This window comes from Butyrivibrio sp. FCS014 (genome assembly GCF_000526935.1).
Taxonomy (GTDB): Bacteria; Bacillota; Clostridia; order Lachnospirales; family Lachnospiraceae; genus Butyrivibrio.
Genome location: NZ_JAHA01000008.1, coordinates 152,374 through 172,395, shown reverse-complemented (window position 1 = coordinate 172,395; position 20,022 = coordinate 152,374). Strand labels below are relative to the sequence as shown.

Annotated in this window: 15 protein-coding genes; 9 read left to right on the top strand and 6 right to left on the bottom strand. The window is 47.8% G+C overall.

The window, feature by feature from the left end:
• Positions 1–35: 35 nt before the first annotated feature.
• The 6 genes from T456_RS0109665 (at position 36) to T456_RS0109640 (ending at position 8,296) form a co-directional block, all read left to right on the top strand.
• Positions 36–1,643: a hypothetical protein gene (locus T456_RS0109665; RefSeq protein ID WP_024865973.1), complete on the top strand. Its 1,608-nt coding sequence runs from the start codon at positions 36–38 to the stop codon at positions 1,641–1,643.
• Positions 1,644–1,673: 30 nt separating this feature from the next.
• The gene (locus T456_RS0109660; protein ID WP_024865972.1) at positions 1,674–2,480 is read left to right on the top strand and encodes an NUDIX hydrolase; all 807 of its coding nucleotides are present in this window, start codon (positions 1,674–1,676) and stop codon (positions 2,478–2,480) included.
• Positions 2,481–2,734: 254 nt separating this feature from the next.
• Positions 2,735–3,898: an SPFH domain-containing protein gene (locus T456_RS21285; RefSeq protein WP_024865971.1), complete on the top strand. Its 1,164-nt coding sequence runs from the start codon at positions 2,735–2,737 to the stop codon at positions 3,896–3,898.
• Positions 3,899–3,952: 54 nt separating this feature from the next.
• On the top strand, positions 3,953–4,882 hold the full coding sequence (locus T456_RS0109650; RefSeq protein WP_024865970.1) for a sugar kinase: 930 nt from the start codon (positions 3,953–3,955) through the stop codon (positions 4,880–4,882).
• Between the two features lie 71 nt (positions 4,883–4,953).
• Positions 4,954–6,294 (top strand): GGDEF domain-containing response regulator, encoded by a 1,341-nt coding sequence (locus T456_RS0109645; RefSeq protein ID WP_024865969.1) that lies wholly within the window; start codon positions 4,954–4,956, stop codon positions 6,292–6,294.
• A gap of 22 nt (positions 6,295–6,316) precedes the next feature.
• On the top strand, positions 6,317–8,296 hold the full coding sequence (locus T456_RS0109640) for a methyltransferase (RefSeq protein WP_024865968.1): 1,980 nt from the start codon (positions 6,317–6,319) through the stop codon (positions 8,294–8,296).
• A 78-nt stretch (positions 8,297–8,374) separates the two neighbouring features.
• On the opposite strand, the gene T456_RS0109635 is transcribed toward T456_RS0109640, so the two are convergent.
• The 6 genes from T456_RS0109635 to T456_RS0109610 all read right to left on the bottom strand — a co-directional run bounded on the left by T456_RS0109635 (position 8,375) and on the right by T456_RS0109610 (position 15,314).
• Positions 8,375–9,295, bottom strand: a complete 921-nt coding sequence (locus tag T456_RS0109635; protein ID WP_024865967.1) for an ArsR/SmtB family transcription factor — start codon at positions 9,293–9,295, stop codon at positions 8,375–8,377.
• Between the two features lie 89 nt (positions 9,296–9,384).
• Positions 9,385–10,278, bottom strand: a complete 894-nt coding sequence (locus tag T456_RS0109630) for a carbohydrate ABC transporter permease (RefSeq protein WP_024865966.1) — start codon at positions 10,276–10,278, stop codon at positions 9,385–9,387.
• Positions 10,279–10,290: 12 nt separating this feature from the next.
• A complete protein-coding gene (locus T456_RS0109625; RefSeq protein WP_024865965.1) occupies positions 10,291–11,208 on the bottom strand; it encodes a carbohydrate ABC transporter permease in 918 nt (305 codons plus the stop codon).
• A 95-nt stretch (positions 11,209–11,303) separates the two neighbouring features.
• Entirely contained in the window at positions 11,304–12,782 is a 1,479-nt protein-coding gene (locus T456_RS0109620) for an ABC transporter substrate-binding protein (protein WP_024865964.1), read from the bottom strand.
• A 164-nt stretch (positions 12,783–12,946) separates the two neighbouring features.
• Positions 12,947–13,891, bottom strand: a complete 945-nt coding sequence (locus tag T456_RS0109615; protein WP_024865963.1) for a 3'-5' exoribonuclease YhaM family protein — start codon at positions 13,889–13,891, stop codon at positions 12,947–12,949.
• A gap of 70 nt (positions 13,892–13,961) precedes the next feature.
• Positions 13,962–15,314, bottom strand: a complete 1,353-nt coding sequence (locus T456_RS0109610; RefSeq protein ID WP_024865962.1) for a S1C family serine protease — start codon at positions 15,312–15,314, stop codon at positions 13,962–13,964.
• 155 nt (positions 15,315–15,469) lie between these two features.
• Between T456_RS0109610 and T456_RS0109605 the strand changes: the two genes are divergently transcribed.
• From T456_RS0109605 to T456_RS0109595, 3 genes are read left to right on the top strand one after another with little or no spacing between them, the layout of a single operon-like run.
• Positions 15,470–17,854, top strand: a complete 2,385-nt coding sequence (locus T456_RS0109605) for an endonuclease MutS2 (RefSeq protein ID WP_024865961.1) — start codon at positions 15,470–15,472, stop codon at positions 17,852–17,854.
• 11 nt (positions 17,855–17,865) lie between these two features.
• Positions 17,866–18,567, top strand: a complete 702-nt coding sequence (locus tag T456_RS0109600; RefSeq protein WP_024865960.1) for a response regulator transcription factor — start codon at positions 17,866–17,868, stop codon at positions 18,565–18,567.
• Entirely contained in the window at positions 18,568–20,004 is a 1,437-nt protein-coding gene (locus T456_RS0109595) for a HAMP domain-containing sensor histidine kinase (RefSeq protein ID WP_024865959.1), read from the top strand.
• Positions 20,005–20,022 lie beyond the last annotated feature (18 nt).

Sequence of the window (20,022 nt, the reverse complement as noted above, 5' to 3'; positions counted from 1 at the left end):
GCTTCATTAAAGCTCATACTGGGGAGGAAGTGCAGATGCAGTTGTTGGGTAGAGACCTGGCAATTTCCAGGGAGAAGGAAGAAGCGGCTGTCATAACAGGGCTTTTTTCGCAAATCGGATCTGATAATGCAGTTTTTTTCAATGAAGTATTCAAAGACGAGTTCAAAGATCTTGATGCGGCCATTGCAGGTGTAGAGAAACTGTCAGAGCCATATTTCGGCGCTGCAGTAAAAAGAGCTATTGACCTGCTTACAGACTATGGCATCAGCACATTCGACAATAATTCCATTATCGATTATCTGAAATCCCAAGGGTTCTTTTCATTTTGGGATGAAAGCCTTCAAAGATTCATAGATAAAAAGGATTCCATAGAGCGGGAGATTCAGGCTGCCGGAGAAGGCAAACAAGCTGCCGGCAAAGCGGCAAAGGCCAAGGTCTTCGATCTAATGGAAGGCTATCTGTCAAAAGCGATGCGCTACACCATTTCAGGCTTCGCTTCTGCTCTTATGTCCATAATCACCAAAGAGTGCGGACTATCTTTTTCTGCTCCCACAGCAGAGGAAATCGCTAAGTCAAAGGAAATATATAACAATGTAATATCGGGAAAAACGTCTGAGAAGGACAGGGTAGACGCTATATTTGAGGCTATTACCCTGGACCCGAACAATGCTGACGCATTTTATTTTCTTGTGCTCAGATTTGGTGACAGTGACGGCGAGATTGAGAAAGCCGGAGAGCGTTTGGGAAATCCCATTGCCGCTAAGAAGATTGACGGGACTGCAGCATATCAGAAGAAGGCAATCAGGCAGCAGCTTGCATCCTATGCTGCCATGGATGATGCCGAGTATATAAAAGCTCTTGAAGCACTGAAAGCGGGCTTTTTAAATATCAAGCACAACATGGGCATAAGCCCGGATCTTATAACACAGTCTGAGAAGAATATTGAAGAGGCGCTTATTCAATGCCGGGACGGCAAGCGCATAAAAGGGGATGAAGCGGATATTCTTTGCCGGGAAAAAGCTGAAAAGAAGAATCCCGGGAAGAAGGCACCGGTAAAAGTGGAGTCTGATAAGGAACCTGAACCGATATCGCAAGAGGAACCTGAGCAAACATCGCAAGAGGAACCTGAACCGACATCACAAGAGGAACCTGAACCGAAATCACAAGAGGAAGCGGAACCTGAGGAAGCCAAAGATCACCTGCCCCATGCTGGCAGATCAAAGCTTACAATATCCGGAAGCGGAAGTCTGCTGCCGGAAGATAAGCTTCAGCAGATTCGTGATCTGTGCAGTAAGTTCAAGGCAGAAGCTGCCATACCGGGGCTTTATGAGCCCACAAGAAAGCTGCTGCATTACCTGGAACTTGAGGAAGGTGAAGAAATATTCCTGGGTCAGGACAAGACTATCCTGAGCAGCGGGAAGGATGGCTTTGCCATCACCAATCTGGGGATCATCTGTGTATCGGGAAAAGAAGCATACGAAACCCCCTACAGCGAATTGGCTAAAGTCAAAAGCATTCATTGGGCTAACCCTGATTTCAAATTTGATATCATGGCTGACGGCTCAACGCTTATAAAGTGCCTGCCCTCGGAAAAGGACGATATTCTTGAACTTGTGACTTCCATAAAGCAGATTGTAGTATAATACTACTTATCATAAGTGACGGAGAAACAAATGCCGGAAAAAAGAGACAAAAATGGCCTTACGGAAAAAGAATTCCTGGAGAATTATTCTGACAGCATATACGAGAAACCTTCTGTGACGGTGGATATCCTTGTTCTGACTGTGGACGAGAGCATTTCGAAGCTGAAGGTGCTGCTGGTCAAGAGAGATGAGCATCCATATCTGAATCAGTTTGCTCTTCCGGGGGGATTTATAAAGCCGGATGAGACCGCCTATCAGGCAGCAGCCAGGAAACTGAATGAGGAAACGGGCCTTAAGGACATATACCTTGACCAGATATATACCTTTACCAAGCCCGGAAGAGACCCGAGAGGCTGGGTCATGAGCATCGCATATCTGGCCCTTGTTCCGGATCCTATTGAGTGCAGGGCCGGTGCGGGATGGTTTGATCTTGAAATAGAGCCCGGGGCTATAAGGATTGCCGGTAAGGAGTCCGGCGTAAATATGGCCTATAAGATAAAGGATGAGACCTTTAAGAACGGCAGGATCACCTATGAGAACTGGGTTGCCGATAAAGTATCGGGGGACGCTCTTTCTTTTGACCATATTGAGATAATCATCGAATCGATACTTAAGCTGCGCTCGTCCTTTGAGCACAGCGAACAGGCCTTCAACATGGTTGGCGAGACCTTCACGCTGCCTGACCTTCAGGCGCTCTACGAGCTGGTTCTTGGCAAGAATCTTTACAAGACAAACTTCAGAGCCATGGTGGCCCCTAAGATCGAAGCCACCGGCGGCAAGATTAAGTCAAGGACAAAGGGAAAAATGTCTGCTGAATACAGATATATAGAAAAATAGTATAGATACAATGAACTACCCACCATCGACTTTGCGGGAGGGGGTTCACACTGGATATTTTACAAAAGACAGAATGGACATGGAAATAATCAGGCTCCAAACATCCCATAAATGCGGGTGTTTGGAGCTTTTTTATTCGGAGGAAAAATATTTGTTGACAAAGTAGTAAAAAACTACTAATATAAAACCAGAAAACAAAAGTAGCAAATAACTACTAATAAAGCCATAGAACCTGATCAAAGGAGGAGCTGAATATGAAGTTTAAAAAATTTGATCCAAACGATTATGTAATGGTGGTAAAAAACGGTAAGATAGTCAGACAGGGCCTTGGACTTTCTCTTTTCTACAACGAGCTGACAACCAACATCATGGTGGCTCCGTCCACAGCCTTTGACGGAACCTTTGCTTTTGATGATCTTGTTACAAGCGACTATCAGAGGGTATGTGTACAGGGAGTTACCACCTATATGCTGACAGATTATGAGAAGGCGGTGCAGATGCTGGATTTCTCCTATAATCGTGGCGTTGCGGTTCGCGAGAAGATTGGGGCTACGATGGCTCTTTTGGAAAAGAGGATCAATAACATCATCAAGGCCATCATAATACGTGAGGTCAGCAGGAAGGATGTAAGGACGATCATCAGGTGCGCTGATGAGATGGCCAAGGTGATTGTCGATAAGCTGGCGGATGATGAGTCAATCGGCAAGCTTGGCGTAAGCATAGTAGCTGTCAACATCCTTGGCATCAATCCCAACGCCGAGACCAGAAAAGCCCTGGAGGCAGCAGCAAGAGAGCAGATCCTGAAAGAGCAGGATGATGCCATCTACATGAGAAGAAACGCGGCCATCGAGCAGGAGAGAGTCATCAAGGAAAACGAGATCAACACAGAGATCAAGGTGGCCGAGAAAGAGCGCGAGAAGGAAGAAAAAGAGCAGGATATGCTCAGATACATTCAGCAGTGCCAGCTGGATATGAAGAAAGAGGAACAGGAAAGAGAGCAGGCAATGAAGCTTAATGCAATGAAATCTGAGCTGGCGATGACCACAGAGAAACAGGAAAAAGAGCTGGAACTTAAGCGCAAGGCAGTAGCCAAGAGAAGGGAGATCGACAATGAGGAGATGCTCGGAAAAATCGAACTGGAACAGAAAAACAAAGATCTTACAGCTATGGAAGCCGAGAATGCGAAGATCAAGGCGGACCAGGAAGCCTACGCAGTTGAAGGTATCGTAAGAGCATACAACAACCTGAATGTGGCACTGGTAGAGGCCTTCGCAATGACTCAGATGGACCCTGCGACCATCATGGCAAGAGGATTCATGAGTATCGGCGAAAATGCCGGCAAGATAGGTAACTTCAATATCACACCTGATCTTTTGCAGACCATTACACAGGGAATCAAAACAGCAGCACAGCAGTAACAGATAACATAGAAAGGCCGGCGGCATGGCCCGCCGGCAAAACAGGAGGCGGACATGACTGACAGAGGAATGAATAAGGTAGTTCTCATAAAGAGACGCACCAGATATGAGGAACTTAAGAGGCGCTACAACACGGTAGAGCAAGCCAGGTTCTACATTGAGCACCTCGGTGCGGATTTCTCCGATTATGAGAAGGAGGATGCCGTTTACAATCAGGTCCTCGAACAGGTAAGAAGCTGTGTCCGCCCCGTAGCAAGACTTCAGGAGATTGACAGGGAGTATATTCCCAACATGATCTTCGGGGAAAAAGACATTGTTATAGCGGTTGGACAGGATGGCCTTGTGGCAAATGTCATGAAATATCTTGATGGACAGCCTCTCATAGGAGTTAACCCCGATCCCGCAAGGTGGGACGGGGTGCTCCTTCCATTTGAAGCGGGAGATTTACAGAGAATCCTTCCGGCTGTGATAAATGGCAGTTTCAGTGCAAAGAGTGTAACGATGGGCAAGGTTGAGTCCAAAGACGGACAGGTTCTTTATGCGGTAAATGACTTCTTTGTGGGTGTGGAGAATCACTCTTCTGCAAGATACCATATAAACTACAGGAACCGGATCGAGAATCAGTCATCCTCCGGGATAATCATCTCTACGGGTTTTGGGATGACCGGCTGGCATAAGTCGGTTATGGCACAGTTTAACGGAATGGCAAAGGCCTTTAACCTGGGCAGCATCCCTGAACCTGCCTATGACTGGAGCAGCAGAAATCTTACATTCCAGGTAAGGGAGCCCTATCCCAGCAGATTTACCCAGGCAGAGATCGTCTACGGACAGATAAACGACAATGAAAACCTTATTCTCACATCTGATATGAGTGAAAAGGGAGTTGTGTTTTCCGATGGTATACTTGATGATGCCATAGAATTCAATGCAGGAATGCAGATCAGTATAGGCGTTGCGGATCGCATCGGAAGGCTTGTGAATTAAGACTGTTAATAACAATTTTACGTCTATAATGAGCCGTTTCCGTGTATAATCAATACATGGAGGGTTTTTCTATGATGGAACTCAGAATTGCAATTGTTGATGACGATCCTGTGATCCTGATGCATGCCAAGGACATTCTGTCTGCGGAGAAAATGCGCACATCCTGCATGAATTCAGGCAAGCAGCTCCTTAAATACATAGAGAACAATACCCCGGACCTTATCCTTCTGGATATTATGATGCCCGAAATGGATGGATTTGATACCTATATCCAGCTCAGGAAGTTTGAGGAACATTCAGGCAGGGCACATGTACCGGTCATCTTCATTACCGGAGAGGATGACAGTGAGACAGAGGAAATGGGCCTTGTTATGGGGGCGTCTGACTTTATTAAGAAGCCCTTCAAAAAAGATGTACTGGTAAGAAGGATCGAGCTTGCCATAAGAAACAGCAGGAAAATTGGCGATCTTGAGGAAGAGGCCACCATTGACAAGCTGACCGGTATGTATAACAAGGCAAAAGGGACAGACAGAGTATCCAAGCTGTGCAAGAGGAAAAACGGCGCCCTTATGATACTGGACCTGGACAGCTTTAAGCTGGTAAACGATCTTTTCGGACACGAAAAGGGAGACCGGATCCTAAAAGCCTTTTCAGATATTGCAAAGAAAAACTCCCGTGAAACCGACACTCTCTGCCGTATAGGCGGGGATGAGTTCATGGGCTTTTATGATGACCTGCTGGATGAAAGAGCTGTAGGAAGCTTAACGGGACGATTGAATTCACAGCTTCAGGCAGCGGCCGATGAGCTTCTGGGAGAAGGCCATGGTGTTCCTCTGGGCATATCTATTGGTGTGGTCATGATACCGGAATACGGAAGAGACTATAATGAACTGTTTGCTCTGGCAGACAGTGCACTGTATAAGGTGAAGCAGAACGGCAAGCACGGCTATGCAATCTATGGCGCGGTGGACTCTGACAGTGAGGCCGAAACAGAGAACTCCGAGACCAGGCTTAATCGCCTTGTTCAGATAGTGGAGGAGAGAAACGACAAGTCGGGAGCGCTGTTTTTGGGAAAAGATTATTTCTCCGTTGTTTACAAATACATGATGCGTTTCTACAGGCGCTACGGCGGCGATGCTGCTGTTGTTTTGTTTGAGCTTGAACCGCCAACCGAGGACTTTCAGTTTATATTGGAAGCAGCAGACCAGTTCAGCAAATTTGTGGAAAAAACTCTTCGAATGAGTGATATCATGGTACAGAGCGGCAGCCGGAGCTTTTTAGTGATGCTGACGGAATGTCCCAGCAAAGAGATCGAGAAAGTTATCCAAAGGTTGATAGGCCAGTACAAAGATACGGAATACGGTAGTGCTGTAAATGTTAACTATGTTTACAAATACAATACTTCCGAATAATAAGGAGTGATAAAAGACAATAATGAGTTCCAATTTTGACAGATATTTTGACGGGGATAAAAACCTGAAGGATGATGTAGCAGAGAATAATCTGTGGCTTAAATACCTGACCAGTACTGATAATGTATATGTGAATTCAGAGCGTCTGGAGAGTATGGGAAGCCTTTCCGGAAAAGAAACACTCATGTATGTCATGAGAACGCTGGATATTCTGGACGAGATTGAGAAAAGAGACGGCTTATTACCAGACACCGTAAAAACGGTAAGTACGACCCTCAAGTGGTCTGAAGTGGCCAAAGGAGGCCTTTCAAAGGAGAGGGCGGACTGGATAAAAAAGGGATACCCTCTGGATATCCACAATATTGCATCGGCAGAGATCTACAGGGATGCCACCGGGGATGAAGGATTAGTTTACACCCTGATAAAGACCCATGGCGTTGTGGGACAGGCAATCCGAGGTGAGATCTCTTTTGCTGTAAATAAGGAACTGACAAATATACAAAGAGAAGACCTTAAGCCGCTTCTTATGGCGCTTAACGAGTGTATTATAAGGGCGGTCAGTGAGGATATCTGGAAGAGGGTCAGAAGGAGTGTTGAGTCCCATGTGGAGGAGATCGTAAGGGGTGAGATCCATGAGTATTCACCTCAACACAGGCTTCAGAAGCTGTGTCCCGGAGAGATCGAGTTTTTCGATAATGACGTAAGGTTTTTTGAAGATAAAATCTTCCCTCGATTTGAACTGTGGTACTTTGAGGCTGCTCTCTCGAGCTTTAACATGGGTCAGATCAGGGCCATTCTTGCCAATGCCCTAAGGGTTATAGACGATTTGGGAAAAGAGGTATCGCATCTGAATTTCAAGCCTCTTGCCGATAGTCTTAATTACGACTATGAGGGCAAAAAGCATATAAATATTTATAAGAAGCGCATAATTGAGAAATATCTTTTGGACGCATCTGTCCAGAATGTGAATATAGATGTGAAGATAGAGAACGGATCTGCCTATATTGATTTCAGGTTTTCGCCTGTGTGCGAGAAGCTCATTGATTTCTGTGTAGAGGCGGAAAGGAGCGGGCTTCTTACCTTTGAGAAGAGCATCATCGTTCTGTATGATATGTTCGGATTCAGACGTGATGCATTTGACAGGCTCAACAACGAGGACAAGTATCTAAGGACCATGAATGATGTGTCCGAGAGCACGAAGGATGGCATAATAGACTATGTGGCAGGCGACAGCGTGGTAGATGTGGGATCCGGCGGAGGAATTCTCCTCGATAAGCTGGAAGCCAGGTATCCGGACAAAAAGGTGATAGGTACAGATATCTCCGCAAATGTCATAGAGGCCCTGGGAATAAAGAAGAACCGGGAAGGACATGGATGGGAGGTAAGAGTTCACAATTTTGTGGATGAGAAGATGGAGCCAAAGGTTGGCAGTGTTATCTTTTCCTCAATCCTTCATGAGATTTATTCATATACGCAGACGGAGAATGGAAGGTTTGAGATAGACAGCGTAAAGAAGGCGCTTCGCAACGCTTATGACAGTCTGGAGAGTGGTGGAAGGATCATCATAAGGGATGGTGTTAAGACCGAGGGAAGAGCTGTCAGGAAGATAAGGTTCAGGACGGCAGCAGGCCTTGATTTCTTTAAGAACTATATGAGGGATTTTAAGGGACTTAAGGACATTCCGGAGGAGGAAAAGGTGACGGAGGTTGATGAGAACAGTCTTACAGTCACCGGAGATATCAACTTTATAAGGGAGTTCCTTTTTACCTATACCTGGGGGAACGAGAGCTATGCTCATGAGGTTCAGGAGCAGTTCGGATACTTCACGCTAAAAGAGTACAAAGACTTTCTTGAGGGCCTTGGGGCAAAGATCATTTTTGCGGAAGAGCTTCTGGAGCCCGGTTATCCGGACAACCTGGGCAAGTATCTGGATCTTCTGGATGAAAAAGAGAATGTGGTGGAATACCCTGATTCAAATTGCATAATAGTTGTGGAAAAATGATATTTTCAATATGGAAAAAGCCCTTCCCGTAAGATGCGGGAGGGGCTTTGTTGCAGTGATAATTATATGAGCGGGAGCTCAGTTTTCGATAGGGCTGTAGGCCATCTTGACATTGATGTCCTGGTTGTAGTTACCAAATCCTCTGCCGAAAATGGTCAGACCGCCGACATGCTCTGCGTCGTCAGGGATCGCCAGTTTGAGCTTAAGAGCGCTCTTGGAGGTGAGGCCGAACTGGTCGATGGTCACGTCGGAGATCTTAAGGCCGTCTATGAAAGTGCCCTTGTGGTTAAGGACCAGCATCTTAAGAAGTCCGTACTGGTTCCAGTTGGGGAACCACCAGTCAGGGGTGAAGATACCCTTCACGTCGCCGAAATCTCCGGGTGAAGTCCAGGTTCCAAGCTGCGTTCCGTTGAGGTAGAAGTATACATCCGAAGGCCATACGTTGTTGACGCCGGGAGCCTCGGAGCTTAGCTCCAGAGATACACAGATCTCGTCAATCTTCTGGTTGGCGGGAACGAAGTTGGGAATGCTGTACTCCACATATCCCTTGGTGAACCAGAGGATATCTGCCTCATATCTGTCGGGATGAGCAAAGTATCTTGTGTCGTCCACCTCACCGATAAGCCTCTTGGATGTAGCAAGGCCGCAGGTGGGAAATACCTGGTAATCTGAGAACAGGCCCACCTTGATATCGGTGGTGTAGATGTTCTCGTTCTGTGGCTTGTCCTGAAGGTCTATAAGGATTTTGTCCAGATGTACAGAGCAGACCTTCTGGTTGCCGTGGCCGGAAGCCTCTGAGGAAACGGTTACAACGCCGCATTCCTCCAGTTTCTTGATGTGGCTGGTAAGGGCGCCGTTGGTGATGTTAAGGCGGCTTGCCAGCTCGTTCATATTCATTGCGTTTTCATTAAGTAATATCTTGATGATCTCAATCCTGATGTCGGAGCCCAGAGCCTTGAAAAGCTCCAGCCCCTCGTCAAGTGTCTTAATATGCAGCATAATATCCCCAATCTTTAAAGTGCGATAAACTATTTCAGATTTTAATTATACTTTTAAATAAATCTAAAAACAAGGCTATGTGCCCATGATCACTTAATTCCGCTGATGGCAATGGATTCAATGATAACCCGCTGGAAAGCGAAGAATAACAGCAGGGTGGGCAGCATGGCGATAACGGAAGCCGCCATGATAAGGGCATAATCACTCTGGATCGCATAGTAATGGTTGAAGGAACGGATAACTACCTGCAATGTCCACTGCTTCTCACTTCTGAGGAAGATGGTTGGAGCAAGATAGTCGTTCCATATTCCCATGAACCACAGCATCAGCTGAGTTCCCAGAGCACCCTTCATAAGGGGAAGGAAGATCTTCCAGTAAATACCGAAATAGTTACAGCCGTCGATCTTGGCAGCGTCCATCAGGTCGGAAGGGATGCTGTAAAGGTTCTGGCGAAGGAAGAAGATCATGCTCACGTTTCCGAAGCATCCCGGGATGATAAGGGGCGCCAGGGAATTGGTCCAGCCAAGCTTTGTGAAGAGAACGTACTGAGGGATCATTACAACCGCAAAGGGTATCATGATTGTTGCAAGAAGAGCCAGGAAAAGCGCGTTCTTGCCTCTGAATTCCATCTTTGCAAAGGCGAAGGCTGCAAGTGATGAAGTGAATCCGCCGATAAGCAGCACAGGCACCTCAACCTTCACTGTGTTTATGATACCGCTGATAAACTGGCCTTTCTTGAGCACTTCCGAATACTTGCCGATAAGTATCGGGTCGGGAATGATGGTAAGGCTTCCCGAGAGTATCTGGTTCTTGGTCATAAATGATGTAGCCACCATATAGATCAGAGGAAACACCATTGTAAGGGCGAAAAGAAACAGCAAAATAAAGATTATTATGTTCAGGACCTTGTCCTTGGAAGTGGTGACCTGATCAGACTGATAATCTTTGCCGCTGGATTTTGGTTTTGAAATTGATATATCCATAGTCACACCTCCTTAATCTATAGTTTTTACCCATTTATCCTGGCCCCAGAAGTTAAAGGCTGTGATAATGAATATGATGATCGCTAGAATTACCGCAACTGCGCTTCCGTAGCCAAGCTGGCCGTTGGTGAAGGCTTTTTCAAACAGGTAGAATACAACTGTTGCGGAACTGTAGTTGGGACCTCCGTTGGGGGTCATGACCTGAACCTCTACGAATACCTGGAAGCCACCGATGAGGGAGGTTATAAGTACATAGAAGGTAACAGGGGAAAGCAGCGGGAGAGTGATGTTTCTGAACTTATCCCAGCCGTTGGCGCCATCGATCATGGCGGCCTCATAGTAGTCCCTGGGTATATTCTGGAGTCCTGCAAGATACAGGATTACAGTGCCGCCAAGTCCTTTCCATACCATGAAGATGATCATGGAGATCTTTACCATGTGCTCGTCACCGAGCCAGTTGGGGCCGTGAGCTCCCGTAAGGAATTTGTATATTCCGTTGAGGAGGCCGTAGTCGTAGTTAAATACCCATGCCCAGAGGATTGAAACAGCAACCAGAGAGGATACCACGGGAACGTAGTACATGGTTGTGAGAGCTCTTTTTCCGGGGATCTTCCTGTTGAGACCCATGGCTATGGTCATTCCAAGGATCATACCGATTGGGATACCAATCATGTATATGATGGTGGTGGCCATGGATTTCCAGAATTTAGCATCGGAAAAGATCTTGATGTAGTTGCGAAGGCCTACGATATTGCCCAAAAGGGAGTTTACTCCGGTCCATTTACTGGTACTTGCCACAAGTGCAAATACAATGGGGTAGGCCATGAAAAGCATAAATCCGATGAAGGGAGGAGCGATAAAAAGCCATGCCCAGCGCTCTTCTCTTTTTGCCATAGCAGACCTATGGACTTTTACTTTTGTCTTTGCCATTTTGATGCTCCTGTTAAATCTTATAAAATGAGCCCCTCTGTAATAACGATACTGAGGGGCTCTGTGTGATTTATAAGCCGGTTAATGCCCTTGAATTACTTTGTTGCTGAATTCTGAAGCTCGATTGCTTCGTCAAGAAGCTCCTGCATCTCGGGCTCAACCTGATTGAGGTAATCCTGAACCTCGATGTCGCCGTTCTTGATGTTGAATACACCTGACCAGAAAGGTGTGAACCACTCTGAGTTGTAGGTGTAATCCATTTCCTGAAGAGCTGCTGCATAGTGATCGTTGTTGTCAAAGTAACCGAAGATTACGTCTACATCTGAAGCGTAAGGAACTGTTCCGTCAGCTACGGCATCCTTGAACTCGCCATATGCAAGGTCAACAATGTTGGGCAGCTGGATTGAAGCGCCGGTTGTAATACCTGAAACTGCTCTCTGTCCATCCTCGTCTGTTGAAAGCTTTGCAACAAGTTCTGCGCAGAGGTCGGGATACTCGGTTGTTGCTGAAACTGCATATCCTACAGACCCCATCCATGTGTGTGATCTTCCGTCACCGGAAGGTCCTACAGGCCATCCGCAGAGGTTCCACTTATAAGGGAAGGTGTTGGGATCCATGAATGCTGCTACGTCCCATGTACCGCAGGCATAGAATGCAACCTGTCCGTCGAGCCATCTCTGATATCCGCCAAGAGCTGTGTCCTGCTCAACTGAAGGTGTAAGGCCGTTTCTTGTAAGGTCTGTGTAGAATGTAAGAGCCTCTGTAAGCTGAGGGTTGTTAGCTACGTTAACCTTTGTCATGTCCTCGTTAAGGAACTTAACGCCGTTTGAATAGAGGATAGGAGTCATGCCCCACTGATCTGCGCAGGCAACGCCCCACTGATCAACTTCGCCGTCTCCGTCTGTGTCCTTTGTAAGAGCCTTACATACTTCCTCGAACTCTTCATATGTATAAGGCTTGTTGGGATCGGGATAATCAAGGCCGGCCTCGTCGAAGAGGTCCTGGTTGTAAGCAAATGCAAAGCAGGAAAGATCCTTAGGGAATGCGTAGAGAGAACCGCTTCCGATATTGGTTCCGTCATAGCGGTAGATCTCCTGGGTTGTTCCCCAGATCTTGCCGATTGTATCAGCATCAACGTAGTCATCAAGAGGAAGAACATAGCCGTTGTCTACATAAGAACGAACTGCTGCGGGTCCTACATAGAATACATCGGGCATATCGTTGGCAGTCATGTTGGCGATCATCTTCTGGTTGTACTCGTCCTGAGTTGTAACCTCGAAAACAACTTCCTTGACCTGATCCTTGTGCTCTTCAACGAACTCGTCGATGAGCTTCTGGTAGATGTCCTTCTCATGCTCCTGCATGTAAAGGAATACGTGGATTGTCTGGTCACCTTCGCCGGAAAGTGTCTCGGATGTTGTTGAGTCTGTTGTCTCAGCAGCTGTCTCTGTGGCTGCAGGTGCATCAGCAGGAGCAGCCTCCCCAGCTTCCTCCACTGTTGTAGTAGCACAGCCTGCCAGAAGACCGATACTCATACAAGATGCTAAAATAATACTCAAAAATCTCTTTTTCATGGTCAATCCTCCTAAAAAAATTGCGTTCACAAGTATCTGATGATGCAATTTTACTAATAGGAGAATCACCAGTCAATAGATATTTTAGATATTTCTTAAATATTTTAAAATACTGTCGATTTACACAAAAAACTAAACTTGTTTTTGTTAAAGTATAAATGCCATCAGTCGATTTTGGTCTGATAAACGTTTGTTTCGAAGAATTTATTGAAGCCCTGCCAGCCGGGTTCGGTGACGTTCTGAAGAAGCTCCGTGAAGGTTTCCATCTTGGCATCGGTGTTATCCGCAAGGTTTAGAGCCACCGCTTCCATAATGGAAGGTTTCTTGGGAGAGCCGTACTCAAACTCGCCGTGGTGAGCCAGGATGCAGTGCTGGAGCTGCTGCTTTAAAAGCTCGGGGAAACCGTCGATTGCGCGGGCCTTTTCACCAACCATCTCGCAGCCCATGACAATATGCCCAAGGAACTGACCCTCGTCGGTGTAGTCATTTACAGGGAAAAGAGACAACTCTTTTGTCTTACCTATATCGTGGCAGATGGCAGCTGTAAGAAGCAGATCTCTCTTAAGGGCGGGATAGGCTGTGCAGAAGTAGTCGCAGAGCTTGGTTACGCTTAAGGTGTGCTCAAGAAGTCCGCCGATAAAGCCGTGGTGCACGGTCTTGGCTGCGCTGGATTTGCGGAAGAGCTCTATAAAAGCTTTGTCCTCCACGAAGAAAGCCTGAAGAAGCTTTTTAAGATAGGGGTTACCTATTGAATCTATTATGGAAAGGAGCTGCCTGAACATCTCGTCGTTGTCCTTTGAGGAAACGGGAAGATACAGGGAAAGGTCATATTCTCCCTCGCTGCACTTTCTTGCTCTCTTTACGTTGACCTGGAGTGCGCCGTTAAAGCTGGTAACCTCACCGAAAACATCGATGCAGTCAGGGGCATCAAACTCGTCGATGCCTGCGCCGCCGGGTTCCCAAATCTTGGCGTCCACGGTACCTGTCTTGTCCTGAAGGGTTACGGAATAGTATTCCTTGCCGTTCTTGGTGGTGGCGCTCTGCTTGTGCTTGCACATGTAGATGTCCGCTACTCTGTCTCCGGGTTTAAAATCTTTGATGAACTTCATGAAAAAACCTCATTTCTAATTAATAATTTATGGTCAGAAGCCTGCAACTGCTGCAGTCTTCATGAGAACACTAATTGTGTGTGGCACTGGTTAAAGTGACTTCTATGTCAAGCTCCACATAGTTATTGGGAGCCTGTCTGTATACTTTGACGGTAATGACCTCATCGGGCTGACACTGGGAGAGCTTGGTGATGAGCTGCTCGTAGGAAGCGATCTCGGAGCCGTTTACGGCACTTATGATGTCACCGCTCTGGATTCCGGCCATCATGGCGGGAGAATTCATTTCAGTCTGGGTGATATAGGCTCCTGCGGGGATATTTTCTTTGGTCTGTACGTCCAGCGGGATGGTGGTTCCGTGGATTCCAAGGAAGGCTCTGTTTCTGGCATTGGAGAGATCCTCAAATAAAGATTTCAGCTCCGTTATGCCGATGGCGCAGATGTGATTGGGAAGATCCTCGGTGTTGTAGTTCATGTCGATGATGCCAAGAACCTGTCCGCTTAAGTTGGTGATTACACCGCTTCCGAGGGTGCTTCCGTAGATGTCTGTGGTCAGAAGCTTGTAATTGGAATCGGCGAGTCCGATGGGGGTCTTCTCCGAGGTGAGCACACCGTAGGAAATGGAACCCTGGATTCCGATGGGGCTTCCTGCCGCGATGACGGGAACACCGGTAAGATTTCCGGCATTGGAGCTTCCAAGCTGGGCGGTTGTGACTTTCTGCCTTGTGGCCTCTGTAAGAGAAGCTCTTCTTACGCTTACTACGCTAAGTCCGGTGATGGTATCCGCAAGACTTAAGCCGGCGGTGGATTCGGCGCCGTCACAGAAGGTGACTTTTATGCTCTCCGCCTCATCGATTGCCTTTGAAGGTACGGCTATGTAATAGAAGGTTCCGTTGTTGGCGATGATAACGCCTGAAGCGGAACCGCTGCTCTCGTAGGATTCGCTGAACCAGTTGGCGTCGTTGGTCACCGCCGTTACCTGAACCATGCTGGTTCCAACATTGGCGGCGACTTCCTTAAGAGATGCCATGAGCTTGCTGTAGTCGGAGGCGCTGAAGGAATAGGAAGCAAGAGCTTCGTCGATCTGGTCCTTCTGGGTGGCCTCAAGGGACTGGGCCTCACTGGCGGCAATGGCGATCTCGTCCGCAAACATTTCCTCCGGAGTCAGCTCCTCGTCTGCAATCTCCTCGGGAAGAGTGACGGGATCCGGCTCTGCCTCGGGGTAAAGTCTGTCGCTGAATACCGGCTGCAGGAAAAGAAATGTGAAACAGGCCACAATACCAAAAACGATGGCCAGGAAAAAAGTGATCGCAGTCCTTCTAAGGAGCTTGGCCCTGTTGATGGGACGCTGCTTGATCTTCTCGCTTATAAAGCCGGTATCGGCCAGTTTCTCATTCTTTTCTTTCTCATCATTATTAAGTGGCATCCCCAAATCCCCTCCTGAAAGTTTCATCAGTAAATCCGCTATCATCCATTATAACTTATGCCACAAAAGTAGACAAATACTAGTCATTGCCCGCTTTAAATGATAAACTGTAATTTGGATGATTATGTAAAACAGGCATGAAATAAGGACTTACAATGAACAAGAAAGCATTACACGTACTGGAGTACGACAAAATAATAGAAAAACTGGCTGAGCATGCAGATTCAGACCCGGGCCGTAAGATGTGCCTGGAGCTGGAGCCCTCAGCTGATATCAGGGAGATCAGAAGGAATCTGGAGAAAACAGGGGACGCGATTGCAAGGATATTTAAGAAAGGCAGCGTAAGTTTCGGTGATAACAAGGATCTGTCCGGTTCACTGAAGGCGCTTAAGATCGGAAGCAGTCTGGATATGGCCGGGCTTCTTCGCATAGCTTCATTTCTGGATAACGTTGGAAGGGTAAAGAACTATGGCCGCCCCGCAAGGGAGGAGGATACCGGGGATTCCCTGACGGAGTCCTTCCAGCTTCTTGAGCCTTTGAGCTTCGTGTCGGCGGACATAAGACGCTGCATCGTCTCCGAAGATGAGATGAGCTCCGATGCCAGCCCTGCCCTCAAGCATATAAGAAGAGGAATTATGCTCACCAACGACCGCATTCATGACGTTCTTGGCAAGATGCTGAACGGTGCCATGAGAAGTTATCTTCAGGATGCGGTTATCACCATGAGGGGCGACAGATACTGCGTCCCCGTTAAAGCTGAGTACAAGTCTCAGGTAAGCGGCATCGTTCACGATCAGTCTTCCTCGGGATCGACTTTGTTTGTTGAGCCGGCAGCAGTTGTTGATCTTAACAATAAGCTCAAGGAGATGAGTCTTCAGGAGCAGGCGGAGATAGAGAAGATCCTGCTGGAGCTGAGCCTTTCCGTGGCAGAGCATGTGGATGCCATAAGATATAACTGCGAGATCATGACGGATCTGGACTTCGTTTTTGCCAAGGCCTCCTATGCTCTTGAAATGAACGCCATTCCGCCTGTCTTTAACGATCGCCATGCCTTCAACATCAGAAAGGGACGTCACCCTCTTATTGCAAAAGATAAAGTGGTGCCCATCGATGTTTACGCCGGCGATGATTTTGACATGCTTATAATCACAGGCCCCAATACCGGAGGTAAGACAGTTACCCTTAAGACGGTAGGTCTTTTGACCCTGATGGGACAGGCCGGGCTTGCCATTCCCGCCGGCGACAGGTCGGAGCTTGCGGTGTTTAAGGAGGTCTATGCGGACATCGGCGACGAGCAGAGTATCGAGCAGTCCCTGTCCACTTTCTCGTCACATATGACCAACACCGTTTCCATTTTAAAAGAAGCCGACGAGGATTCGCTGTGTCTTTTCGATGAGCTGGGTGCAGGCACGGATCCCACAGAGGGTGCGGCTCTGGCCATTGCCATTCTCAACGAGCTCCACAGCAGGAAGATAAGGACGCTGGCCACCACCCACTACAGTGAGCTCAAGGTCTACGCCCTTAACACCAAGGGAGTTAAGAATGCCAGCTGTGAGTTTGACGTTGAGTCGCTTAAGCCCACCTACAGGCTCCTTATTGGACTTCCCGGCAAGAGTAATGCCTTTGCAATCTCTTCAAAACTGGGCCTTCCCGAGTCAATCATAGATGCGGCCAGGAACCAGATCGATACCGATGATCAGAGATTCGAGGACCTTATCGCGGATCTTGAGAGGAGCAGAAAGACCATAGAGGCCGAGAGGCTTGAGATAGAACAGTACAAGAAAGAGGCCGAGGAGCTGAGGCAGAAGCTTGAGCGCAAGACCGACAAGCTGGACAGCCAGAGGGAGGAGATCCTTCGAAAGGCCAACGAAGAGGCAAGGGAGATCCTGCAGGAGGCCAAGAACGTGGCCGACGAGACCATTAAGGTCTTCAGAAAGGCAGGACCCGGGGCATCTCTTCAGGATCTTGAGAGGACAAGGACAGGTCTTTCCCAGAAGATATCAGACAAGAACAAGGCCGCAGCCAAGAAGCAGAAGCCTGCTGAGGATCACGATATCCTCAAGGAATCCCAGATAAAGCTTGGAGAGAGCGTTCGCATAGTACCCATGGGGCTTAAGGGAACCATCAGTTCCAAACCCGATAAGGACGGGAATCTCTTTGTTCAGTGCGGCATCATGAAGACCAAGGCCAATATCAAGGATCTTGTGCTGGCCTTCGAAGACGATGACAAGGCGGCATTAAAGAAGCGCTACGGCAAGCCTTCCGGCGGAAAGATGGACCTTTCAAAGGCATCCACCATCAGGACCGAGATAAACCTTATAGGTAAGAACAGCGATGATGCCATCGCTGAGCTGGATAAATATCTGGATGACGCATATGTTGCGCATCTTAACAATGTAAGAGTGGTACACGGCAAGGGAGCAGGAATCTTAAGACAGGCGGTGCACTCCTATCTTAAGGGCGTGTCCTACGTCAAATCCTTCAAGCTCGGGGAGTTTGGAGAGGGCGACGCCGGCGTGACCATAGTGACATTTAAGTAAGAGGGGGAGAAATGGTTAACAAGCAGAAAATACTGATAGTAGATGACGACAACAACATTGCGGAGCTTATTTCACTCTATCTTGTAAAAGAGTGTTTTGAGACCAAGATCTGCAACGACGGCGAGACAGCCATTAACACTTTTGACAGCTTTAATCCCAATCTGGTGCTCCTGGATCTGATGCTTCCGGGGATCGACGGATATCAGGTCTGCAGGGAGATAAGGACAAGATCCCAGGTGCCCATCATCATGCTTTCCGCCAAGGGAGAGGTGTTTGACAAGGTCCTTGGCCTTGAGATGGGGGCTGACGATTACATGGAGAAGCCCTTCGATTCAAAAGAGCTGGTGGCAAGGGTAAAGGCAGTGCTTCGCCGCTACAAACCCCAGGCCGCAGAGCCTCAGGCTTCCGATGACAAGGTGGTAAGATATCCCGACCTTGAGATCAACATGACAAACTACTCCGTAACCTATATGGGCGAGAGAGTTGACATGCCTCCCAAGGAGCTGGAGCTTTTGTACTTCCTTGCAGCTTCACCCAATCATGTATATACGAGAGAGCAGCTTCTGGATCAGATCTGGGGCTACGAATATATAGGCGATACCAGAACCGTGGACGTTCATATCAAGCGTCTTAGAGAAAAGCTCAGTGACCATGAGAAGTGGAGGCTGGCTACGATCTGGGGAATCGGCTACAAGTTTGAGGTACAACAGTAAATGAAAAGAACCCTGTATCTGAAGTTTCTGCTGGCCTATGTGTTGTTTGGCATCTTCGGATTCATAGTGGTGGCGACCTTTGTTTACAGCATGACCTTCGACCGCCTAAGACGTGACAAGGCAGAGAACATGTATCAGGTGGCCACACAGATTGCCAACACCTACGCGGCAGATCTATACAACAGTGAGACTTCGCTGGAGACGGTGTATGAGGAGCTCTCAACCCTGTCCATGTATATGGACAGATCTCCCATATGGATCATCAACCCTTCAGGCCGACTGGTTATTGATTCTTCAAGACCCTTAGGGCCGGGAGAAGAGGTTGTGGTAAACGGGTTTGACCCCACCGTAACAGGAAGCTCTTACTACACCACCGGGGACTTCTGGAACTCTTTTAACCATGATGTCCTCAGCGTTTTTGCGCCTATTACAGCCAATTACAAGGTTCAGGCCTACGTGGTCATCCACGCTTCGATACCTGCCCTGCAGGATCAGGCCAACACCTTCCTTAACATTTCATATCTGATGCTGATAGTGCTGTTTCTTTTGTCCCTGATAATCCTTATCTTCTTTACGGAGCTGGTGTATGTGCCTCTTCGCAAAATAACCACAGCGACGGAGCAGTATGCGGCGGGAAATATGGGATATGAGTTCTCGGTGGAGTCCGAGGATGAGATGGGATACCTTGCGGCATCACTGTCCTACATGGCCGGCGAGATTGCCCGTCAGGAGGATGACCAGAAGAAGTTCGTTGCCAACGTATCCCACGATTTCAGATCCCCGCTGACCTCTATCAGAGGGTATCTTGTGGCGATGCAGGACGGGACCATTCCCCCGGAGATGCACGAGAAGTATCTTGGCATCGTTATCAACGAGACCGACAGACTTACCAAGCTCACCAACGAGCTTCTTACTCTTCAGAACCTCAACGCCAAGGGCGGTATGCTCCTTGATAAGACGGACTTTGACATCAATCAGGTGATCCGCAAGGTGGCGGAGTCCTGCGAGGGTTCCTGCCGTGACAAGCACATCTCCATCGAGCTTGTTCTTACAGACAACAAGATGCTGGTAAACGCTGACGTTGACAAGATCCAGCAGGTTCTTTACAACCTGGTGGACAATGCCATCAAGTTCAGCCATCACGACTCCTCCATCAAGATCGAGACCACCGAGAAACACAGCAAGGTCTTTGTCTCCGTCAAGGACAGCGGAATCGGTATCCCCAAGGAGGACCAGAAGCTTATCTTCGACAGATTCTACAAGTCCGATTCCTCCAGAGGTAAGGACAAGAAGGGTACCGGCCTTGGACTTTCCATTGTAAAGGAGATCATCAAGGCCCATGAGGAGAACATCAACGTCATCAGTACCCAGGGCGTCGGAACCGAGTTTATTTTCTCCCTGCCCAAGGCTGCTGCCATGGACGCCGAAGACGAATAAGAAGGAAATTACTGACCA

Coding starts and splice junctions, on each gene's coding strand:
- T456_RS0109665 (WP_024865973.1), top strand. CDS start 36: ATGCAGTTGTTGGGTAGAGACCTGGCAATTTCCAGGGAGAAGGAAGAA.
- T456_RS0109660 (WP_024865972.1), top strand. CDS start 1,674: ATGCCGGAAAAAAGAGACAAAAATGGCCTTACGGAAAAAGAATTCCTG.
- T456_RS21285 (WP_024865971.1), top strand. CDS start 2,735: ATGAAGTTTAAAAAATTTGATCCAAACGATTATGTAATGGTGGTAAAA.
- T456_RS0109650 (WP_024865970.1), top strand. CDS start 3,953: ATGACTGACAGAGGAATGAATAAGGTAGTTCTCATAAAGAGACGCACC.
- T456_RS0109645 (WP_024865969.1), top strand. CDS start 4,954: ATGATGGAACTCAGAATTGCAATTGTTGATGACGATCCTGTGATCCTG.
- T456_RS0109640 (WP_024865968.1), top strand. CDS start 6,317: ATGAGTTCCAATTTTGACAGATATTTTGACGGGGATAAAAACCTGAAG.
- T456_RS0109635 (WP_024865967.1), bottom strand. CDS start 9,295: ATGCTGCATATTAAGACACTTGACGAGGGGCTGGAGCTTTTCAAGGCT.
- T456_RS0109630 (WP_024865966.1), bottom strand. CDS start 10,278: ATGGATATATCAATTTCAAAACCAAAATCCAGCGGCAAAGATTATCAG.
- T456_RS0109625 (WP_024865965.1), bottom strand. CDS start 11,208: ATGGCAAAGACAAAAGTAAAAGTCCATAGGTCTGCTATGGCAAAAAGA.
- T456_RS0109620 (WP_024865964.1), bottom strand. CDS start 12,782: ATGAAAAAGAGATTTTTGAGTATTATTTTAGCATCTTGTATGAGTATC.
- T456_RS0109615 (WP_024865963.1), bottom strand. CDS start 13,891: ATGAAGTTCATCAAAGATTTTAAACCCGGAGACAGAGTAGCGGACATC.
- T456_RS0109610 (WP_024865962.1), bottom strand. CDS start 15,314: ATGCCACTTAATAATGATGAGAAAGAAAAGAATGAGAAACTGGCCGAT.
- T456_RS0109605 (WP_024865961.1), top strand. CDS start 15,470: ATGAACAAGAAAGCATTACACGTACTGGAGTACGACAAAATAATAGAA.
- T456_RS0109600 (WP_024865960.1), top strand. CDS start 17,866: ATGGTTAACAAGCAGAAAATACTGATAGTAGATGACGACAACAACATT.
- T456_RS0109595 (WP_024865959.1), top strand. CDS start 18,568: ATGAAAAGAACCCTGTATCTGAAGTTTCTGCTGGCCTATGTGTTGTTT.